The 24,228-nt window shown below is 46.7% G+C and carries 2 protein-coding genes; both read right to left on the reverse strand.

From position 1 onward, the window contains the following. Positions 1 to 154: 154 nt before the first annotated feature. Positions 155 to 8,014, reverse strand: coding sequence for a bacillomycin D non-ribosomal peptide synthetase BamC (bamC, locus tag BXO87_RS05545; RefSeq protein WP_076851246.1), 7,860 nt, complete (start codon positions 8,012 to 8,014; stop codon positions 155 to 157). Positions 8,015 to 8,097: 83 nt separating this feature from the next. After that, the gene (gene bamB, locus BXO87_RS05550) at positions 8,098 to 24,189 is read right to left on the reverse strand and encodes a bacillomycin D non-ribosomal peptide synthetase BamB (RefSeq protein WP_076851247.1); all 16,092 of its coding nucleotides are present in this window, start codon (positions 24,187 to 24,189) and stop codon (positions 8,098 to 8,100) included. Positions 24,190 to 24,228 lie beyond the last annotated feature (39 nt).

Genomic DNA, 24,228 nt, shown 5'->3' on the forward strand with positions numbered 1-24,228 from the left:
TTCCGCATATTAGGTTTTTAAAAAATATGATAACAACAGGTCATGAAGAATGCGTAAAATGAATGATTTTTAGAGTGAAAACGTTGCAAATATCTGACCCTCTTTTATGAAAAATGCCGCCGATTGCAGTCAGCGGCATTTTGCCCTGAATCACTTACATTTTGTCAAACTTCGTGTCGCCAGCAAACGATCCTATTGACAGTTGTTCTTCAAGAACAAGTCCGTGATGATGCCGTTCTTCAATCCTTTTGATAAGAGATCGAATTGTATCCGTATTTTCTTCAATATTGTGAGGGTCAAAGATCGTCACATGGTCTCCTTTTAATTTGTACTCAAGGTAATGCTGTGCGGTTGATTGCTTCCATCCTCTATCGGTCAACTCGCCGCATAGAAAATGATGAATGTTGGCGTTCACCGCGCCGGAATTGATCAGTTTATTGTGATATGTGAGATAGCTTCTGATTTTATCCTTAATGGAAGGAATGGTTAATAATTCTCTATAATAATCCGGAATGATATCCAGATTCCGATGAATGATCTCTTCGGTTTCCTCTTCCGAAAAATAATTCACCGAAACGGCTCTTTTAGAATCAAGCATCATAATGTCCGATACGATGCGTCCGCGCTTCTCCAAGGCTTTGGCAACCTCAAAAGCCAAATTCGATCCCGAGGAGTAACCGAGTAAAACAAAAGGCCCTTGTTCCTGAATGCCTATCATGCTTTCTGCATACCGGTCGACTATCTCTTGCTCGTAAGACGGCTCTTCTAAGAAATCAGCGGCATAGACGGTGCAGCGGCCGTCTAGTCTTTTCGCCATTTCATTATAGACCAGCCCGTACCCGATTAAAGGCGGGAAACAGAACAAAGGGATTGAACCGTTCTGATTCATCTTGACGAATACGTTATCCGTCTTGGACTCGAAAACTGCCGCTTGAATAGCGCATGCCATTGTTTCGATGGTAGGAAAATCGTATACGGCTTGATAATGCATTTTGATTCCCATACGGTCATTGATTTGATGAATAACTTGCAATACTTTGAGCGAATGGCCGCCAACGTCAAAGAAGTTATCTTTAATTCCCGGGTCACTGAGAGCTAAAATGTTCTTCCATATCTCGGCCAGCTGCTTTTCAATTAACGTTCCGGGCGCTTCGTATTCGGTTCCGGTGGGCCTATTTCCCTCAGGAGCCGGCAAAGCTTTTCGATCGATTTTCCCATTTGCGGTTATCGGCATCTTCTCCATTTGGACAAAGTAAGCCGGTATCATATAAGCGGGCAGTTTGTTCAGTAAATGACGCTTCAGCTGCGCCGTATTTAATGAATCGTCTCCTGACAAGTAGGCGCACAGCTGCTTTGAGCCCTCTTCTTCAATCGCGATGACGACCGCTTCTTTGACAGATTCCGATTGCAATAAAGCCGCTTCGACCTCGCCAATTTCAATCCGGTAGCCCCGGATTTTCACCTGATGATCAATTCTTCCTAAATACTCGATATTGCCGTCAGGCAGCCACCGGGCGACATCTCCCGTTTTGTACATTTTTTCGCCTGCAGCAAACGGGTGTTCAACAAATTTCTCAGCCGTTAATTCCGGGCGGTTCAAATATCCTCTGGCCAGTCCCTCTCCTGCCACATAGAGCTCGCCCGGTATGCCCATGACCTGAATGCGTTGATATTCGTCCAAAATATACGCTTGCAGAGTAGGAATAGGTTGTCCGATGTTGCTTCTGCCCTCGTTGATTTCCCGTTCCGTGATTTCTTTATATGTGACATGAACGGTGGTTTCGGTGATGCCGTACATATTGATTAATCGCGTTAAAGGATATTTAAGCTTCCAGTCTTTCAAGAAGGATGGATTTAACGCCTCTCCGCCAAATATGATTTTTCGGATGTTTAAATTGGATTCGGGATCTGCTCTCTCCTCCTGCATCAGTTGATAAAAATAACTTGGCGTTTGATTTAAAATGGTCACAGCTTCCGATTTTAACAATTGCAAATACCTTTCCGGGTTTTTTGCTATTTGTTTCGGAACAATCACTAATTTGCCTCCATACAGCAGCGCTCCGTACATTTCCCATACTGAAAAATCAAAGCAGAAGGAATGAAACAAAGTCCAAGTGTCCGATGCGTTAAAATCAAAAACATTTTTGTTGTTAAATAACAGACGAACCACGTTTTTATGTTCAATGAGCGTGCCTTTCGGATTCCCCGTAGTTCCTGATGTATAAATCACGTAGGCTAATTGATTTGGCATCACGCTCAGATTGAGATTAGATGGTTCGGCGTCGTATGATGACGGATCGTCAAGGAAGACAGTATGACTTTGATAATCGGTACCTTCCAGAAGATGATGTTGCAATAATAAGATAGAGACGTTAGAATCCTCAAGCATATAATGGATGCGTTCTTTCGGATAATCCGGATCGATCGGTACGTAAACGCCCCCGGCTTTCAAAATAGCAAGGATGCCTATCACCATCTCCGGTGAACGCTCCGCCATAATGCCGACAAGCTCCTCGGCCTGAAGACCTTTTGCAACCAAGGTTCGGGCCAGCTGATTGGCGCGTTCATTTACTACCCGATACGTCAGCTTCTTATCTTCAAAAACAATCGCTGCTTGCTCCGGCGTTCGCTCCGCTTGTTCTTCAAACAATTGATGAATCGTCTTTTCCTTTGGATACTCAGCCGCCGTATCGTTGAACTTATCTATCAGAAGCGATCGCTCATCCGCTGTTACGATATCAAGGTCTTGAACGCGAACTTCCTGATCGTCCGCCATTTGCTTCATGATTTGCATGAAATGCGTCTGCATCCGTTCAACACTTGCTTGATCATAAACATCGCGGTTGTATACAAAACGAATGTCAATTTCTCCATCTGGCATCACGATAAAAGTAAAGTCATAATGTGTATGTTCTTCCATATGAAAATCGAGAATGTCTAATGCGTTGTCATCCTGCTTCATATGTTCTATTTGTTTCTCAACCGGGTAATTTTCAAATACCATAATATGATTGATCAACGGCTGCTTTTGCTCAGTTTGAGCCTGAATGTCATACAACGGGAATGTATCATATTTTTGAGAAGCCAGTGCCCGCTCCTGGTTCATTTTCAATACTTGTGCAGCTGTCATTTCAGGCTGCGTATGAATACGTACGGGAATGGTATTGATAAATAAACCGACCATGGTTTCGATTCCCGGAATTTCTGCCGGTCTGCCGGATACGACAGTGCCGAAGACGACATCCTGACTCCCGTTGTATCTTTGCAGCAATAAGCCCCATGCGGTTTGTATCCATGTATTGACGGTGACTTGCTGACGGCTTGCGGCCCGTTTGATTTCGTCTGTGAGCCGCTTTCCTAAACGAAACTCATGCTCACCTTTTTCGTATCCTTTCGCCCGGTCGGAAGTTTGTTCTTGTAACAAAACAGTCTGCCCTTCATAACCTTCTAAATAGTTACGCCAATAGGCTGACGCCTGCTTGTGATCTTGTTGATCCAGCCATTCGATATATCGGCTGTATGGAGTGACGGCTCCCCGCTTCGGCTGCCTTTGCTCGAGTATCGCATAATAGGTTTCAAACACTTCTTTCGTAACAAGAGGCAAACACCAGCCATCCATTAAAATATGATGAAAGCTCCATATCAATCGCGCTTGGTCTTCTTCTGTCCGCAGGATCGATACGCGCATTAAAGCATCCCGGGTGAGATTGAATCCCCGCGCCTTATCTCTTCTTGCAAAATCGGCAATAAACTCGCTTCGCTGATGACTGTTCATGCTGCGAATATCTTCAACGGCCGTTTCAATCGGCTTTTGCCGGAATACAATCTGCAAAGGCTGATCTTTCCATTCTGTATAAAAAAGAGTCCGAAGAATGTCATATTTTTCGGCCAGATGCGCCAAACTCATCCTGAATGCATCGATATCCAAGAAACCTTTCAGATCTAAAGCGGCTTGTTCAAAGTAAGCTTCGGAAGCCGAATCGATCAAGCTGTGGAACAACATTCCTTTCTGCATCGGGGTTAATGGGTATATATTTTCAATGTCACCGAGATGACTCGTTTGCTGCACAAATTGATCCAGTTCACAGATCGTTATACCTTTTAACGAAATATCGCTTGGCGTCAGGTGAATTTGATCTTGAGCATCACAATGTGCGATGACTTGCTGCAGGCTGCTTTTTAAGAGATCGGCACAAGCTTCCATTGTTTCTCTCTGATATTGTTTACCGCAATAGCTGATGGCCAGCGACAATCGGCCGTCTGAAATCATGCCGTTGATATCAAGTGTATAGGTCAAGGGACGATTGTCACTGGCTGTTTTCCCGCTTGAGTAAGGGGATACCTCCATCTTGCCGTTCCGGACATCTTGATCAAATTGACCCAAATAATTGAAACGTATTTCCGGATGTCCGGTCCATTCATGTGCCTTCGGGTGATCGGACAAATATTTGATCAGGCCGTAACCTATTCCTTTTTGGGGGATCTGACGCAAATTTTCCTTCACTGTTTTAATCCGCTGCGGGATATCCTGATCAGCTTTGATTTGAAGCGAAACCGGATATAGGCTTGTGAACCATCCCACCGTACGCGAAATATCGAGATCCGGAATGATAGACTCTCTGCCGTGTCCTTCAAGATCAATGAGAATGTCTTCACATCCGGTCCAACGATGAATAGCAGTTCCCAGACCGGTCAGTAATAAATCGTTCATATCGGTCGAATAAGCCCGGTGAGCGTTTTTTAATAAACGTTCGGTTTCCTCAACGGTCCATTGAACGATGACCGTTTCCTTGTCTTTGGCCAGACCGGTCTCCTGTTCATTGTCCTTTGGCAATGTATGCTGCGGATTATGTTTCTGTCTGAACCAGTATTGATTTTCCGCTTCGAATTCCTGACTTTCTGCATAACGATTCAACTGTTCAGCCCATAACAGGTAAGAGTCCGTTTTCTTCGGAAGCCGGATCGCTTCGCCGTTTTGAAGCTGCTCATAAGCTGCTGCTATATCCTCAAGTAAAATCCTCCACGATACGCCGTCGATGACCAGATGATGAACCGCAATCAGCAAATGATCTCCCTCTTGACACCGGAACAATCCCAGTTTCATGAGCGGCCCTTCGGCTAAATGAATGGATTGCTGAATCTCATTGGAAATGGTTTCTATCGTCTGGGACACATTTTTTTCTTCGCGTAATGAGATCACTTCAAGGCCGAACAGATCACCTTCATCGATCCCGCGATTTCGGGCTTCATATCCATCTTCTGTCGGAACATAGACCATGCGCAAAGCATCGTGATGCTCTGTGATCTTCTTCATGACGTCCCGAAGCTTTGATTCATCCAGTCCCTCTTTCCAATAAAGCATAACCGCTTGATTGTAATGGTGTAATTCCGGGTATTTCTGGTCAAAAAACCAATGCTGAATCGGTGTCAGCAGCGCCCGGCCTTTGATTTCTCCTTGTTCTGCGATTCGGGTTACCGGCTCTACGTATGGAACAAGCTCGGAGATCGTTGGGTATTTAAACAAGTGTTTGATTTCAAACTTATACCCGGCTTGGTATAATCTTGAGGACACTTGAATCGACTTAATGGAATCGCCCCCCAATTCGAAGAAATGATCTGAGATTCCGACCCGTTCTAAGCCTAAGACCGCCTCCCACACCGCGGCCAGTATTTTTTCCAGTTCTGTTCGAGGAGCTTCATAGTTCATGCCTGTAAGATTCTCTCTTGGAGAAGGAAGGGATTTACGGTCTATTTTCCCGTTGAAAGTAAGCGGCATCTCTTCCAGCTGAACGAAATACGCAGGTATCATATAGGATGGAAGCTGGCGGGACAGCTCTTCACGGAGCTCGCCTGCAGTTAAAGCATGTTGTGCGGTATAATAGGCGCACAAGGATGTTTCCCCATCGATTTCCCGGGCGATAACGATGGCTTCTTTGATCGCCGGCAGCTGAAAAAAAGCGCCTTCGACTTCGCCGATTTCAATGCGGTAACCGCGGATTTTCACCTGGTGATCAATCCGGCCCAAATACTCGATATTGCCGTCCGGCAGCCATCTTGCCAAGTCTCCCGTCCGGTATATCCGTTCTCCTGATGCAATCGGATGGTTTACAAACTTCTCGGCCGTCAGTTCGGGACGATTCAAGTAGCCCCTTGCAAGCCCATCGCCCGCTATGCACAGTTCTCCCGCCACACCGATCGGCTGCATATGTTCCAAATCAGCATGTAATGTATACAATTGAATGTTGGAAATCGGTTTGCCTATCGGAATCGATGCATACATTTCTTCCGTCTGGCAATCAAAGTATGATACATCAATTGTTGCCTCAGTCGGTCCGTACAAGTTGATGATTTGAGCTTGGCTCACCGATGTGATGATGCGTTTGAAGCCTGCGACATGTACAGGCTTCAAAGCCTCACCGCTTGCAAACACATGTCTTAATGACGCTAATTTTTGTTTCAACATCCCGCTTGGCTTCTGATCCATGGATTCCAGGAAGGCATGCAGCATCGCCGGTACAAAATGCAATGTGCTGACACCTTTTTGTGCAATTGTATCTAAAATCAGCTCGGGATTCTTTTCTCCTCCGTTTGGCAACAGAACCAATCTGGAACCTGATATCGTCCACCAGAACAGTTCCCACACTGATACATCAAAGGTGATCGCAGTTTTTTGCAGAATCGCATCCCGCTCATCGAGAGGGTATTTTTCCTGCATCCACACCAGCCGATTGATGACCGACCGGTGCTCAACCATAACCCCTTTCGGCTTGCCCGTTGAACCCGATGTATAAATAACATAGGCCAGATGATCCGGACCAGCAGCCGGCTCTACATTCGACCCGTCTTCACAAAAGTTTTGCGGATCTTTCATATCCAGCACTTTTCCCGTAAAAGGTACTCTCTCTCGCGATTGATTCTGCACGAGTAACAACTTCGTATCCGAATCCTCCAATATGTATCGAACCCGTTCCTCCGGATAGCCCGGGTCAATCGGTACATACGCTCCGCCGGCTTTCAAGATCCCGAAGATCCCTACAATCATATCCAGGGAGCGTTCGGCCATAATCCCGACCGGCTGATCCGGCTGCACGCCCTCAGATTGCAGTGTCCGAGCGAGTTGATTCGCCCTTTCATTCAATTCCCGGTACGTCAGACGGCTATCCTCGTAGACAACAGCCGTTTGATCAGGGGTACGTTCCGCTTGTTCCTCCAAAAATTGATGAATCGTTTTTTCACTTGGATACTCTGCAGCCGTTTGATTATAGGCGATGAGTTGATTTGTCTCTGAGTCTGACAGAATATTAAGCTGGCGGATCATAAGGTCGGGTTGGAATAACAAAATCGAAAAAATCCGGTTTACATGTTCGATCACTTGCATCATATACTGGCGATCATAAGATTGTTCATTATAAGTTAACTTTAAATGAATCGAATCATTTTCTATGGAAAACTGAAATAATGTATCAGCAGCAGCCGTTTCTATAAAACGAATGGGGTGAAGCTGATCTAGTGATACAATCGTGTGGATCATTGGCAAATGATTTGAATCGTAGTTCAGATTTAATGGACCGGCCATTTTATCGAAAGGAACGTGCTGATGTAAGATGGCTCCGTTCAGCGTATGCTTGAATTCATTAAAAATGGATTTAAATGTGCCGTCCGCATTTATGTTTTGTTTGATTAACATGACTTGATCTAAACGAAGGTCTTCATCGGTCTCGTCTTCAAAGGTCGGAACACCTACAATAACGCCCTCTTCCCCCGTATATTTGTACAAAAGACACTCGATTCCGACCAGGAGAACCATATAAACGGCCATTGGCGATTTATTCGTCATCTTCATGATGCGCAGGGATACATCGGAGCTCAATGAACTGTGAATACGGTTGGGTGCACTCGACGCATCGTGCTCTATTGTTGAGTCCGACATTTGAAACGAAGGGATTGCACTGGGACGATCTTCCGCATCGAACATGCTGCTCCAGAACAACTCCTGTTGCTTAAATTCTGACATTAATATCCCTCCAGTAAGTTTTAGCCGGCTGACCGCTGTCCCCGTAAAAACATCATGCTGGGGACAGCCGGTACCGGCCGTTTTTAGAAATTCAATTCGATTTCGTTTGCAAAGTGTTCACTTTTATTTACTTTCTCACTTAATTGAATTTCTTTTAAAGGAATCGATGGGTCTTTTATGATCGCCGACAGAATCATGGCGTAATCTTTGCTCAGCGTAGCGATGGTTTTCTGTTTAAACAGCTTCGTGCAGTACTCAAAGCTTCCTTGAATCTCGTGCGGATTCATCACGAAAGTCAGCTGCAAATCAAATTTGGCCGCCGTATTTGTTTGTTCATATGGTCTGACCGCGAGAGAGTCCAATTCGATATCCGTTTGTTCCGTATTTTGCAGAACAAACATCGTATCGAATAACGGATTACGGCTTAAGTCCCGTTTCACTCCCAGTTTCTCAACTAATTCTTCAAAAGGATATTCTTGATTTTCATAAGCTTTCAGCATCGTTTCTTTTGTTTCCGTTACATAGTCCATAAAGGTTTTTTCTCCAGCCGGGGCCGTACGGATGGCCAGCGTATTCACAAACATCCCGATAATATGCTGTAAATCTTCATGCATTCTTCCCGCAATAGGCGTACCGACGACGATATCTTCCTGACCGCTGTATTTGGCCAGCAGTATGTTATAGGCTGACAGCAAGATCATGTAAGCGGTCGATCCGGTCAATTCTTCCATCTGTTTTATCCCCTGGATCACAGTCTCATCGAGGGCGAAATTGTATCGCTTGCCTTCAAAGCTTCGAATTCGCGGTCTGGCAAAATCTTTCGGCAGCTCAAATGGCGGGAGTTCCTCATGAAATACATTCAGCCAATAGTTCTCCTGCCTTTTGATGCGTTCCCTCTGCTCCGCCTGCTGCTGCCATACAGTGTAATCTTTGTATTGAATCCGGAGCGGGGTTAATTCTTTGCCGTCATACAATTGAATCAGTTCTTCAACGAAAATATTCATAGAAGCGCCGTCTGAAACGATATGATGCATGTCAAACATGAAAACATGTCTGTCCTGTTCTAATTCGATGAGCCCGGCCCGAAGCAATGGAGCCTGACTGAGATCGAAAGGCCGCACGAAATTGCGGAACAGCTCCTCGACCTGCTTATCAGCTGCTTTGTACCTTTCTATAGAGAAATCCGCCTGCGGCTTGATCACCTGCACCAGCTCTCCCCGAACCATTTCAAATCCGGTTCGTAGCGATTCATGGCGCTGGATCAGACTTTGGAACGCAGATTGTAAACGATTCATATCCATCCTGCCTTCCAATGTCAAAATCCCCGGCATGTTGTAACTTAGTTCTCCGCCTTCAATTTGTGTAGACAGGTAAACCATCTTTTGTACGGAAGATACAGGATAAACATCTTTGGCTTCTGCAACAGGGATTTCATCCGGTCCGCTGGTTTCCGCGCCCGCAATGACCCTCGCCATTTCTTCAACCGTCGGGTATTGAAACACTTCTCTCAATGAAATGCTTTTGCCGAATTGCTTATGGATCTTGGTAACGAGCGTCATCCCCCGTAACGAATGCCCGCCGAGATCGAAAAAGTTATCTTTGACGCCGACTTGTTCTAACTTCAATACTTCTTTCCAGATGTGAACCAGCTGCTCTTCCGGCTTTGTCCTTGGAGCAACATAGTCAATCCCGGTCTGCAAGCCTGCTTCAGGCAGCGGTAACGCGCTGCGATTCACTTTTCCATTGGAGGTTAACGGCATTTGTTCCAGTTGCATCAGGTATGAAGGAACCATGTAGCCTGGTATTTGATCGGAGAGTTTTTCTTTAAGCTGATTGATCGGCAGTGACTTCTCCCCTGTAAAATAGGCATACAAATCGCTTTGTCCCTCTGCATTTTCTCTGGCCAGGATCACCGCTTCTTGTACATGCTCGATGTTGAGAAGAGCGGCTTCCACCTCGCCAAGTTCGATCCGGTAACCGCGAATTTTGACCTGATGATCCTTTCTTCCGGCATATTCAATGTTTCCATCCGGCAGGTAACGGGCAAGATCGCCTGTTTTATACATCCGCTCTCCGATTACAAACGGATCGGCCACAAACTTTTCACCCGTTAATTCAGGCAAGTTCAGATACCCTCGTCCTACTCCGTCTCCGGCGATGCACAGCTCGCCCTTTACACCTATAGGCAGCATCCGATCATGGGAATCAACAATATACACACGGTTGTTGCCCAGCGGCTTGCCGATCGGCACGTAACCGCCGTCGTCAGCGGATGCCAATGTCTCCGGTACGATATGGAAGACCGATGCATCCACGCAAGTTTCCGTCGGACCGTATACATTGGTTATGAGCGGCGTTGATGACCCGTTCGAAGCGAACAATTCAAGCAATTGCGCCACTGTCGCCTGCGGGAGCGCTTCTCCTCCAATAAGCATGTGCCGGATCGTTACCCCATGAAGGCTGTCTGCAGCGATAAGCAATTGCAAATGTGACGGTGTTCCGTCTGTTACGTCAATGCGGTGGGTGCGATAATAGTTTGACAAGGCATAACCGTCTGATACTGATGCTTTAGGGACGATATACAGTGCATGTCCCCCTAACAGTGCCGCGAAAATTTGCTTGACCGATGCATCGAAATAGTACGGTGCCAACAAAGACACACGCAATCCCGAATCATAAGCACCGTACACTTGTCCGCGGAGCCCCTCCATCAAATGAAGGACCTGGCGATGCTCAATCAGCGTGCCTTTTGGCTTGCCGGTTGTGCCTGATGTGTAAATCACATACGCCAAGTGATCCGGTCCGGCTGCCGTCACCAGATTCGAGCCATCCCCGCTGTTCATTCGTTCGTCATTCAGCAGTAAAATCTCTCCGGCAAAGGATACACGATCTTGTAAATGGGGCTGTGCCAGCAGAACCTTTGCTCCTGAATCCTCCAGAATATAGCAGAGGCGTTCCTGCGGGCTGTCCGGATCCATCGGCACATACGCGCCCCCGGCTTTCAGGATCGCCATAATCCCCACGATCATTTCCAGAGAACGTTCTGCCAGAATACCCACAGGCTGGTCAGGCTGCACGCCTTCGCTTCTTAAAATCCGCGCCAGGCGGTTGGCCCGCTCATTCAGCTCACGGTATGTGAATCGGCTTTTCTCGTAAACTGCGGCCGTATGTTCCGGCGTGCGCTCCGCCTGCTCCTCGAACAATTGGTGAATTGTTTTGTCCCTTGGGCAGTCTATCGCCGGTTGGCCCCATCTCTCCACAATCTGCTCTTTCTCCTTCGCGGTGATCATCTCCAGCGATGAAAGCGGCGCCTGCGGATTATTCGCAATCGCCTCGATCAATTGGATAAAGTGCTTTGCCATGCGTTCCGCAGTTTCCTGCTTGTACAGCGCTGCCGCGTAACTGATCATACCTGTAATTCCGTCTTCATTCTCTGCCGCTTGGAACGTCAGGTCGAACTTCGCCATCGCATGGTTGTCCGGATAAGGGGTAAAACGCACATCATCGAGGCTCAATTCTCCCTGTTCTGTGTTTTGCCATATGAACATCGTGTCAAACAGCGGATGGCGGCTGAAATCCCGGGACACATTCAGCTTGTCCACCAGTTCGTCGAATGGATACTCTTGGTTTTCATACGCTTTTAATGTATGCTCTTTGACTTCCTGCACGTATTCCCGGAATGTTTTTTCCCCGACCGGATTCGTTCGTATCGCCAGTGTGCCCACGAACATGCCGATTAAGCTTTCCAAATCCGAATGGGTTCTTCCGGCAATCGGGCTGCCTACTACGATGTCTTCTTGCCCGCTGTATTTGGCAAGCATGGTCGTATAAGCAGCCAGCAGGACCATGTACAGCGTGCTTTTGCTCTTCAGCGCCAAGCCTTTCAGCTGTTCCGTCAACTCCGGTCCGATGACAAACTCGATTTGTCCTCCATCAAAGCTCCGCGCAGCCGGTCTTCCGTAGTCGGTTGGCATATCCAGCACCGGAACCTCTCCGCTGAACACATCCAGCCAGTACGCTTCCTGTTTCTTCATCCGTTCGCTTTGCATATCCGACAGCTGCCACGCCGCATAATCTTTATACTGAACCCGCAATGGCGGGAATTCTTTTCCTTCATATAATGAAACGAACTCTTCAATCAAATTCTTGATAGATACGCCATCGGAAATGATATGATGCATGTCAAACAGCAGCAAATGGCGGTCTTTTGCAAGCTCGATCAATCCTACCCGCAGCAGCGGTGCTTTCTCCAAGTCAAATGCACGCACAAAACCATGAACGAGGGCTTCCGCCTGTTCTTCTTTCGCTTGAGTGAATTCCACTGCAAATTGGACGTCGTCATAGATCCGCTGCACCGGTTCTCCATCTATCAGTTCAAAGCCGGTACGCAGCGTTTCATGGCGCTGAATCAGCTTGCGGATCGCCTTCTCGACAAGTTCCCGATCCAGAGCTCCATCGGCTCTCATGACACTCGGCATGTTGTAGCTCAGCTCTCCGCCTTTCAGCTGATTCAAAATGTACAGCCGTTTTTGCGCCGAGGAGACGGCATAGTATTCTTTTGCTTCAACGGTCGGGATAGATGTATATGCTGTGTGTTTCATTCCGGTAATTGTTTCTGCCATTTCTTCAATTGTTGGCGATCGGAACACTTCCCGCAGCGGCAGGCTGACCCCCATCTCTTTGTGCAGCTTCGCTGTCAGCGTCGTTGCCCGCAGCGAGTGACCGCCGATGTCGAAGAAATTGTCTTTCACGCCGATACGCGGAAGTCCAAGCACCTCTTTCCAGATATGCGCCACCTGCGCTTCCGCCGCTGTACGGGGAGCAACGTATTCGCCCCCCGTTTGCACGCCTCCTTCTGGTTCTGGCAATGCTTTGCGGTCGACTTTTCCGTTTGCCGTGAGCGGAATCGATTCAACAAAAGCCCATTTCACGGGAATCATATAGTCAGGAAGGTTTTTGGCCAGATCTTTCCGTAATGCTGAAGGATCAGTCGCTTTTGAGACGCTGCAGTACGCGCACAATTCATTTTCACCCAAAGCGTTTTTTTGAATAAGGACCGCTGCTTCTCTCACCGCCGGGTGATTGGCCAATATGACCTCAACTTCTTTCGGTTCGATCCGGTAGCCCCTTATTTTCGCCTGATCATCAATGCGGCCGAGGTATTCGATTTGCCCGTCCTCACGCAGCCTTGCCAAATCTCCGGTGCGGTACATAACGGCTCCCTCTCTGAACGGATCAGGCAAAAATTTCTCTCCCGTTAAAGCCGGGTTATTCACATAGCCTCTCCCGGTATTTGCTCCGGAAATATACAGTTCTCCCGCAATGCCGAAGGGCTGAAGCTGTTTGTTTTTGCTGATGACATACATATTGTTATGGCATATCGGTTTGCCGATCGGCGGATATTCAGGAATATCATCTCCCGGTTGAATGGTATACGTCGACACTACATGAGTTTCTGACGGACCGTAATGATTGTGCAAATGCAAGCCGTGTGTGCGGAGCACTTGCTGAAATAAACGGGATACTGTTAATTGTTCTCCTGCTGTAATCAAATGCTTCACACAGCGTGGAAATGAATATGCATAGCTCTCTTCGTTAAAAAGCATTTTGGCAAAAGCAGTCGGGAAAAAGACGATGTCCGTCTGATGTTTATTAATAAACGAAAACAGCTGAGCCGCGTCCCGCTTTATTGATTCAGGCACGATGTGGAGTGTGCCGCCGCTGAGCAGGGCTGAAAACAGCTCTTGATAGCAGACGTCAAATGCCGGAGATGCATATTGAAGCACATTGGTTTTGAAATCGATGCCTGAGTTTGTAAATTGGTCATACAGCAAATTGGCCATATTTCTATGTTCAAGCAGCACACCCTTCGGTTTCCCCGTTGTTCCTGATGTATAAATAACGTAAAGCAGATCCTCCGCCGTGTTTATCGTCTGCACATTGCTCCCGTCCGGTTCTGTCTCCGCTTCTTCTATGAATGTGACAATCTGCGTTGCTGCCTCGGGGACTGACCGGTCTTTCTCTGTTACAACATGAGTGCAGCTGCTGTTTTCAATGATATAGCGGATTCGTTCGGCAGGATGGCTCGGATCAATCGGAACAATGGCACCGCCCCCTTTTAAAATGCCTAAAACAGCAACCGCTAATGATGGTGAACGCCCGGCGATCACAGCCACCGGCTCTTGATGCTTCACACCTCGCTTTCGGAGAATCCGCGCCAGTTTATTGGCCGTTTCGTTCAGCTCTTTGTAAGAAATCTCCGCCCCTTCGTATTGAATTGCGATTTCTTGCGGCGTTTGTGCCGCCTGGCGTTCAAACATAGTATGAATCGTTTCGTATTCAGGCTTCTCTGTTCCCCCGGAAAGCGGAGTGAGCAGCTGTTCTTTTTCCTGCTGCGTCAGAAGTTCCATTTCTTCTATTTTGACAGACGGCAGCTGCAATACTTGCTGCATAAGCTGTTCAAAATGTCCGCGAATCCGCTCTGCCTCTGATTGTTCATATTCATTTCGGTTAAAACTAAAATGAACGGTGAGTTGTTCGCCAGGGATGACAACTACATTAAAATCGTAATGGGTATGTTCTTCTATATGGAAATTCACGATATTTAAATCCGCAGCATCATGGCCCTCTTCGACCTGCTGCCCTATCGGATAATTTTCAAAGATCATGATATGATCAATTAAGTTTTGCTTTTGTTCCGTTTGGGCCTGAATTTCGTATAAAGGATAGGTATCGTACGATTGGGAAGCCAGCGCGTTTTGTTGAACCATTTGCATCGTATCAGCAAAAGTGCTGTCCTCATCGCAGCGGATGCGAACCGGAATCGTATTGATGAACAGGCCGATCATCTGTTCCACATCAGGAATTTCCGCCGGCCTTCCCGACACGACACTGCCGAAGACAACGTCTGCGGACCCGCTGTATTTCTGTAATAAAACTCCCCATAACGTTTGGATCAATGTATTTAATGTAACCTGATGCTGATTTGCGATCTGCTGTAATTGTTTTGTCTGTTCGTGATCAAATCGGCAGATCACATTGGCATAGGCGTATTCTTTTTGTTCATGCTGCTCTATTTTATGAAGAAGCGTGGTTTCACCTTTATATCCTTCAAGATACCCGCTCCAGTACCGCTTTGCCGCTCCCTGATCTTGGCGGTCAAGCCACTCGATATAGTCGCTGTAAGGAGCTGCCGATGACGGTTCTGGTTCCCTGCCTTCCTGTAAGGCGCGATAATGATCAAACACTTCCTTCGTGATAAGAGACAGGCACCAGCCATCCATCACAATATGATGGAAGCTCCAAATCAAATGATATTTGCGGTCTTCCATCCGGAAAATCGCTATGCGCATCAGCGGATCCAGAGCCAAGTCAAATCCTTTTGCCTTGTCTTCTGTTTGATAGGCTGCGGTTACATCCTCTCGCAGGTGCTCCTCTATGTCACGCAAATCTGTAAAATGAATTTGCGGTGTTTGCGTTTTATAGACAATTTGTAAAGGAGTATCGTTCCAGCCGCTGTAAAAACGGGTTCTGAGCACGGCGTATGTTTCAAATAATCGTTCAAGGCTTGCTTTAAACCAATCAATCTTTAACTCTCCCTGCAAATCAAACGATGCTTGTTCAAAATAAGAACTTGAGGCCTCGTCCAGCAGGCTGTGGAAGAGCATTCCTTTCTGCATCGGAGTGAGCGGATACACGTTTTCAACCTCACCTGCATGCGGCAGTTGAATGAGGAGCTGATCCAATTCGTCAATGGACATGCCCTTTAACAAAATATCGCTTGGCGTCAGTTCCGATTGTTCTTTATGAACGCAATGCGTAATGATGGTCCGCAGGCGGCTTTGAATCGTTTCCGATAACCGCATGATCGTTTCTTTTGCGTACTGTTTGCTGCTGTAGCTGATCGTAAGCTTCAGCCGGCCCTCTGTGATCATTCCGTTTATATTCAATACATACGGTCTTTCTTGATTTTCGCTTGAGTCTGAACCGCAAGAATAAGAAGATAATTGAACCCCATGCTGCTGTAAATCTTGGTCAAACTGTCCAAGGTAGTTAAAGCTGATCTCAGGATTGAGTTTCGATGGCATTCCGCCGCTTAAGTACCTTGCTATTCCATATCCGATCCCTTTATGCGGAATTTGACGCAATCCTTCTTTGGTCGTCTTGATATAATCAGAGATTTCTTTGCCCGGCTGTGCGTGCAGCACAACCGGATACAGACTTGTAAACCACCCGACCGTGCGGGAGATATCTATATCTTGTATAACCTGTTCTCGGCCGTGTCCCTCTAAATGAATCGGAATTTGTTCCAGTCCTGACCAATGCGATATGGAAAGACCCAGAGAAGTTAAAAGCAAATCGTTTATTTCCGTGTTATAAGCGCGATTCGCTTGTTTTAATAGCAGATCCGTTTCCTCTTTCGTCCATTCCACAGTTGCTGTTTCACTGTCTTTTGCAGTTGTATGGGTTTCATGAAAATCTTTAGGCAGCGGTTTGACTTCGGTTTGTTCGATCTTTGTCCAATATTCCTGTTCTTGTTTTATGGTTTCACTTTGCGCGTATTCTGACAGTCTCTTAGCCCATAATTGGAAAGAGTCTGTTTTTTGCGGCAGTTGAATCACTCGCCCGTTCTCGGCCTGCTTGTAGCCGCTAACGATATCTTCCAGTAAAATGCGCCATGAAATCCCGTCTATAATCAAATGATGGATGGCAATGAGCAGATGATCTCCATTTGCGCATTGAAACAACCCGGCTTTCATTAACGGCCCATCACTTAAACGCATACTGCTTTGTATCTCATCAGCCTTGGCTTCAATTGTACGCCCCGGATCGGAATCTTCTTTCAGATTCAGGACTTCTAAGCGGTACAGTCCGCTTTGGGCGATTTCTTCATTCTGTGCCTCACAGCCATTTTCCGTAGTCCGGAACGTCATCCGGAGCGCATCGTGATGTTCTGCAAGCTTTTGCAGGGTTTGACGAAGCGGCGTTTCCTGAAAACCTTCCGGCGCATGCAGCATGACGGCTTGATTATAATAATGCTGATCTGTTGTTGTTTGTTCGAAAAACCAATGCTGAATAGGAGTCAGGCTGACTTTTCCTTTGACCTCACCTTGATCGGCTATACGCAGATTCTGCTTGATATGCGGACTCAATTCAGCAATTGTTGCATATTGAAACAAGTCTTTGATTTCCATTTTGTATCCTTGCTGATTTAATCTGGAGGATACTTGAATGGATTTAATGGAATCTCCGCCAAGGTCAAAGAAATTATCAAGAATACTGACGTTTTCAGCGCCTAATACCGATTCCCAGGCAGAAACTAATATTTCTTCAGCTTTTGTTCGGGGAGCTTTATACTCTGCTCTGTCCTGCAGTTCGAAATCCGGAGCCGGCAGCCCTTTTCTGTTTATTTTTCCGTTAGAAGTTAAAGGCATTTCATCAAGCTCAATAAAATAAGCCGGAACCATATAACTTGCAAGGGTTTGAGACAATTGTTTCCTGAGCCGGGCTGCCGTTGTTTGCCCGCCGCTCACGTAATATGCACACAATTGTTTAAACCCGTGGACGTCCTCTCTGGCTGTAACGACAGCTTCCTTGATCGCTTCTTCTTGAAGCAGTGCCGCCTCGATCTCGCCTAATTCGATACGATAGCCTCTGATTTTCACTTGTTCATCTATTCTGCCCGCATATTCAATGTTTCCGTCCGCCAGCCACTTCGCCAAATCTCCGGTCTTATACATCTTCGCTCCGGGTTCAAACGGGTCATCGACAAATTTCTCCGCCGTTAATTCGGGACGGTTCAAATATCCTCTTGCCACACCGGCGCCGCTGATATAGATCTCTCCCGGCACTCCGATCGGTGCGGGTTTCATATTCTCATCAAGAACGTAAATGCTCGTGTTTGCCGCAGCGGTTCCGATCGGTACCGATTCCCGTCTGTCCTTTGCGGCATCGTAACGGTAGATCATGCAGCCGACAACGGTTTCCGTCGGTCCGTACTCATTGCATATTTCAATCCGGCCTTCGAACTGTTCATGAATGCTGCGGGCTAACCGGGTGCTTAAGTTTTCCCCGCCCACAATCATTCTTCTGACAGCCGTTTGATCGGCAATGTTCATTTCTTTCAAAACCTGCAAATGGGCCGGGGTCAATTTAATGATATCCACCCTCGGGTCCCGCACAATCGATTCAAGCAGAGCTGTTTTATCCTCTCCGTCATAGACGATGATTGCATTTCCTGTGACAAGCGGCGTGAAAATAGAAGTCACCGTCAGATCAAAAGAAATTGACGAATACAATGGGAAGTTGGCTTTCTCGCCTTTTACATAAACCTCTTTCGCCCACCAAATATAATTGGTCAAGCCTTGGTGCTCGATTAGTACGCCTTTTGGCCGGCCTGTGGAACCTGACGTATAAATGACATATGCCAAATGGCTCGCATCATTTATCGGAGCAAGGTCAGAGCCATCTTGGTGATAAGAACTTTCATCATCAAGTAAAACCGTGGCGCCTTCATAGGCAAGCTGTTTCCTGACATCCCGCTGCATTAAAACGATTCCGGCTTGGGAGTCATCCAGCATATACCGGATGCGGTCTTGCGGATATTCCGGATCTATAGGGACATAGGCTCCGCCTGATTTTAAAACGGCAAGGATTCCGACCACCGATTCGATGCTGTTTCTTGTGATGATGGCTACAGGCTGATCCGTCTGCACTCCTTTCGCCCTTAACGTTCGCGCCAGTCGGTTGGCCCGCTTATTGAGCTCTCCGTACGTCAGCTGCCTGTCCTTATCAATGACGGCTGCTTGATTGGGCGTACGCTGCGATTGCTCTTCAAATAATTGATGAACCGGCGTCTGCGGAAACGGCGCGGCCGTGTCGTTAAGCGTCTGCAGAAGGGTTCTTCTTTCGCCTTCCGTTAACAATTCCGCTTGATCCACCCGGATATCCGCATTTGTCACGACTTGATGCAGGATTTGCATGAAATGTTCCCGAACCCGCTCTATGCTTGCCCGATCATACACATTTGCATTGTATTCAAAAGAGATGTTCATCTCGTCACCCGGTATAACGGTCAAATTAAAATCGTAGTTGGTCTGTTCTTGCATTTGTACGTTGGAAATTTTGATGGATGTTCCGTTCTGGCGGCCTATACTTTCCATATACTGATCAACCGGATAATTTTCGAATATCATTAAATGTGTAATTAAATCTTGCTTTTGCGTTGTACGCGCTTGAATATCGTACAGCGGGTGCGTCTCAAATTGTTGAGACGCTACAGCCCTTTCCTGCGCCTCTTTCATAAGCTCAGCAAACGTTGTCCCGGCTTCACATCGGAACCGGACGGGAATGGTGTTAATGAATAAGCCGATCATGGTTTCCACGTTTGGAATGCCAGCAGGTCTTCCGGATACAACACTTCCAAACACAACGTCCCGGCTTCGGTTATATTTCTGCAGCAAAACCGCCCATGCCGTCTGCAGCAGCGTGTTCAGCGTGACATGATGCTTGCCTGCCGTCCGCTTCATTTTCGAAGTGAGATCGGAGCTTATGCCACATGTCACTTTTTCAGGAACGTATCGTCCGTCTTCCGCTGCATGGTGATCCTTAGGAAGGCTGGTTTGCTCCTCATATCCCTCCAAGTACTGATCCCAATAAGCCGCGGCCTCTTTCGCATCTTGCCGGCCGAGCCATTCAATATATTGACTGTACGGAGTAATTGATGATTGTTCAGGCTGCTTTTGCTGAAGCAAGGCAAAGTAATTCTCGAATATTTCTTTTGTAATCAGCGGCAGGCACCAGCCGTCCATCAAAATATGGTGGAAACTCCAGATAAAACGGTATGTCTTTTCATCCGTACGAAGGATGAATAACCGCATTAACGCGCCTTTTTCTAAGTCGAACCCCCGCATCTTATCTTCTCTGGCATATTCCTGAATCATCGCTTCTTTTTGTGATTCCTTCATCTCTCGTATGTCATTGAATTGAAAACCGATTTTTTTCGTTTTGAATATAATTTGGAGCGGCTGATCCTTCCAGCCTCTGTAAAAATTCGTGCGGAAAATATCATATTTTTGCGATAAGCCGTCCAAGCTTTTTGAAAATGAATCAATCTCCAGATCACCATGCAGATCAAACATCGTTTGCTGAAAATAAGCACCTGAATTCGGATCAAATAAGCTGTGAAACAGCATGCCCTTCTGCATCGGCGTTAATGGATAAATATTTTCCGCTTCGCCTAATTCACGCGTCTGCTCCAAAAGCTGTTCCAGTTCGTCGATTGAGATGTCTTTTAACAGGATGTCACTTGGTGTGAGAGAAGTCTGCTGCCGGCTCACGCAATGCGCAATGACTTCTTGCAGACTTTCTTTCAACCCCCGGGCAAATTGCGCCATAGTAGATCTTTCGTATTGTTTGCTGCTGTAGCTCAGTGTCAGTGATAATGTCCCTTCGGCAATCATGCCGTTCAAATCAAGCACGGCCGTTCTCTCTTGGTTTTCGTTCATTGATAACCCTGTGGAAAAAGGCGAGATGCGTAAAGCCTGGTGCTTCAGGTCTTGGTCAAATTGTCCCAAATAGTTAAACGATATCTCCGGATTCAGCTGCAGGCTGTCGGCTTCCGGATGCCCGGATATATATTTGATGATGCTGTAATTCATTCCTTTGTCAGGGATGCGGCGCAACCCTTCTTTCACGATCTTGATCCGCTGCGACAGGTTTTTTCCGGCTTCCATCCTCAGGACGACAGGGTACTGGCTTGTGAACCATCCTATCGTGCGGGAAATGTCAGCATCCGGAATAATCGGTTCTCTCCCGTGGCCTTCCAAATTCACGACAATGTCTTCCGTGCCTGTCCACTTGTGAACAGCCAGCCCTAACGAAGTCAGCAGCAGATCGTTGATATCCGTGTTGTAGGCGCGGTTCGCATGTTTTATTAATTGCTCCGTTTCCTCTTTTGTCCATTGAATCGTCACTTCTTCGCTGTCTCTTAATAACGATCCTTCGCTGATAGTGTCCTTAGGCAATGGCTGAGGCTTTATACTTGAAAGCTCAGTCCAATACGCAATCTCCTCTTCCATATCGGTTTCCGCCGCATATTTGGACAATTGATCGGCCCAGAATGGAAACGAGTCTGTTTTTTGCGGGAGCTGGATCGTTTGTCCGCGTTCTGCCTGCTCATATCCGCTTGCAAAATCTTCGAGTAAAATACGCCAGGATACTCCGTCAATCAGCAAATGATGAATTGCAATCAGCAAATGATCTCCGTCCGGACATTGGAACAAACCGAGCTTCATCAATGGCCCTTTGTCTAATACCATGCTGCTTTGAATCTCATTCGCTTTATCGGCAATCGCTTGAGCCGGATCGGTTTCCCCTTTATAATTCATCACTTCCAGATGGTATAGTTCACTTTCATCTGTTCCTGTAATTCGCGGAGCGTATCCATCCGGCGTTTTTTCAAAAATCATCCTCAAGGCATCGTGATGCGACGCGATCCGTTCCATCGTCCGGCGAAGCGGGCCCTCTTTAAAGCCTTCCGCCGAATATAACATGACGGCCTGATTGTAATGGTGTGCATGCGGCATTTTTTGCTCAAAAAACCAATGCTGTATCGGGGTCAGCTTGGTTCCGCCATTCACTTCTCCTTGATCAGCCACCCTGCTGACCGGCGCTACAAACTGACTAAGTTCAGCAATCGAGGGGTGTTTAAACAAATGCTTCATATCAACCTTGTATCCGGCTTGATACAATCTGGATGACACCTGAATTGATTTAATCGAATCTCCGCCAAAATCAAAGAAATTATCCAGAATTCCTATACGTTCTGCTCCTAATACTTCTTGCCAGATGGACGCCAGCAGTTCTTCTATTGTATTCCGCGGGGCTATGTATTCGTTTTCCGCCCGCGTATTTTCGTCAGCAGCAGGCAAAGCTTTCAGATCAATCTTCCCATTGGAAGTGAGCGGAATGCGTTCCAAAGGGATAAAGCGGGAGGGAATCATATAATTCGGCAGTTCCCGGGATAAGTCTTCTCTGAACTGCGCAGCGGTCAAAGAAGGCTCGCCGACATAATAGGCATACAATTGTTTGGCCCCGTCTGCGTCTTCCTGCGCGACGACTGCGGCTTCACGAACGTTTTCCAGATTGAACATGGCTGCCTCTACCTCGCCGATCTCAATCCGGTAGCCGCGAATTTTTACTTGATGATCAATCCGCCCTAAATATTCAATCCGTCCATCTGGCATCCATCTGGCGAGATCCCCCGTCTTATACATCTTTTGACCAGGGACATGCAGATGCTCCACAAATTTTTCCTCCGTCAATTCAGGCCGATTGAGGTAGCCGCGGGCCACTCCCGCTCCTCCGACATACAGCTCTCCCGGTACGCCGATCGGCTGGATTTGATGGTGCGCTCCTAAAATATAAGCTTGATGGTTGGCCACCGGGCTGCCGATTGTGATCTGTTCATCAGCGGACTGAACAGGGTGAAATGTAGATACCACGCTGTTTTCTGTCGGTCCGTATTCATTATTGATCCGAATGCGAGGCTGCAGAGAATGCAGCTTCTCAACTGTATCTGTTTCCAGCTGCTCACCGCCTACAACAACATGCTGAACATGGATGAAGTCCTCTCTGTTCATCTGTTCGATCATCGTTTTCAGAAGACGGGGAGAAGTTGAGAAATGGGTAATTCTATCTTGTTTTATGGCATTTTGAATGGCGAAAGTTTCTTTATTCTCTTCATTAGGCAAAAGGTGCAAAGTTGCTCCTGAGATGAGCGGGCCGAAGAAGTTTAAAATGAACGCATCAAAAACATACGGGTACAAGACAAGCACGCGATCCGCCGGGGAATGCTTGAAAAACGCCTTCTTCCATTGGAGCGAATTCACAATGCCGCTGTGTTCAACCATGACTCCTTTCGGCTTTCCTGTTGTACCCGACGTATAAATGACATAGGCTAAATGGCTGTGTCCCGCTACTGGTGATAACAATGAGCAATCGGCATGGTATGATGTTTCATCATTCAAATCGATCACCGGGCCGTCAAAGGCGAGACTGTTTTTTAAATGACGCTGAACAAGGAGAACGTCTGCATCCGCATCATGAAGCAAATATTGAAGCCGCTCTTTTGGATATTCAGGATCCAGGGGCACATAAGCGCCCCCTGCCTTCCAAACAGCTATAATGGATACGATCATCTCTAAAGAACGATCAGCGAGAATGGCGACTAACGTATCGGGTTGAACTCCGCTATTACGCAATGTTCTTGCCAAACGGCTCGCCTTCTCATTCAGTTCCCTGTACGTCAAATGGTCGTTTTTAAACTTGACGGCCGTATGCTCAGGCGTTCTTTCTGCCTGCTCTTCAAATAATTGATAGACTGTTCTGCTCCCGGAGAAATCTCTGACGGTGTCATTAAAATCAAACAATAGCTTCTGTTTTTCCGCTTCCGGTAAGATCTCTGCCGTATGGATCGCGGCTTGAGGCTGAAACAGGATCACAGACAGCAGCTGATCCAAATGGGATACAATTTGATTGATATGGCGCTCATCGTACAGATTGCCGTTATAAAAAAGCTTCAAATGAATCCCGTTGTTCTCCAAGTCAAAGTGAAACAGCGTATCGGTTGCAGTATCTTCTTTAAATTGCAAGGAATGAATTTCGTTAAGCGAAACGACGGTATGAATCAAAGGCATATGCTTGTCATTGTATTGCACGCTCAGATGCCGGACCATTTTTCTAAACGGCAGGTTTTGATTTTTCAGAGAATCATTAACGGCTTCTTTCAGCTGCCCGAATACGGTTTTAAATGTGCTCTCATTTGAAAGCGTATTTTTTAAGAGGACAATGTTGTTAACGGCTGACTGGCCGGCTTTTTGCTTCGATACCGTTGGAATGCCAAGAATCAGGCTCGTTCGATCCGTATATTTATATAACAAGCATTCAATACCCGCCAATAAAATCAGATAGGCCGCCATATCGGAATGATTCGCCATTGTCATGATTCTTTGAGATACTTCCGGAGATAAGGAACGGCAGATGCATTTTTCCTGGTAGCCGGTACGGGCCAACGACGCTTTATCCGCTGCTTTAAAGTAAGGGAATGCGCTTAGGCCGTCTTCTTCATCAAACAGGTTTTCCCAGTACGTTTCTTGAGTTTTAAATACCGACATTGGAGCACCTCATTTTATATAATTTAAAGAAATAATGCT

Source organism: Bacillus sp. GZB, assembly GCF_001975995.1.
GTDB lineage: Bacteria > Bacillota > Bacilli > Bacillales > Bacillaceae > Bacillus > Bacillus velezensis.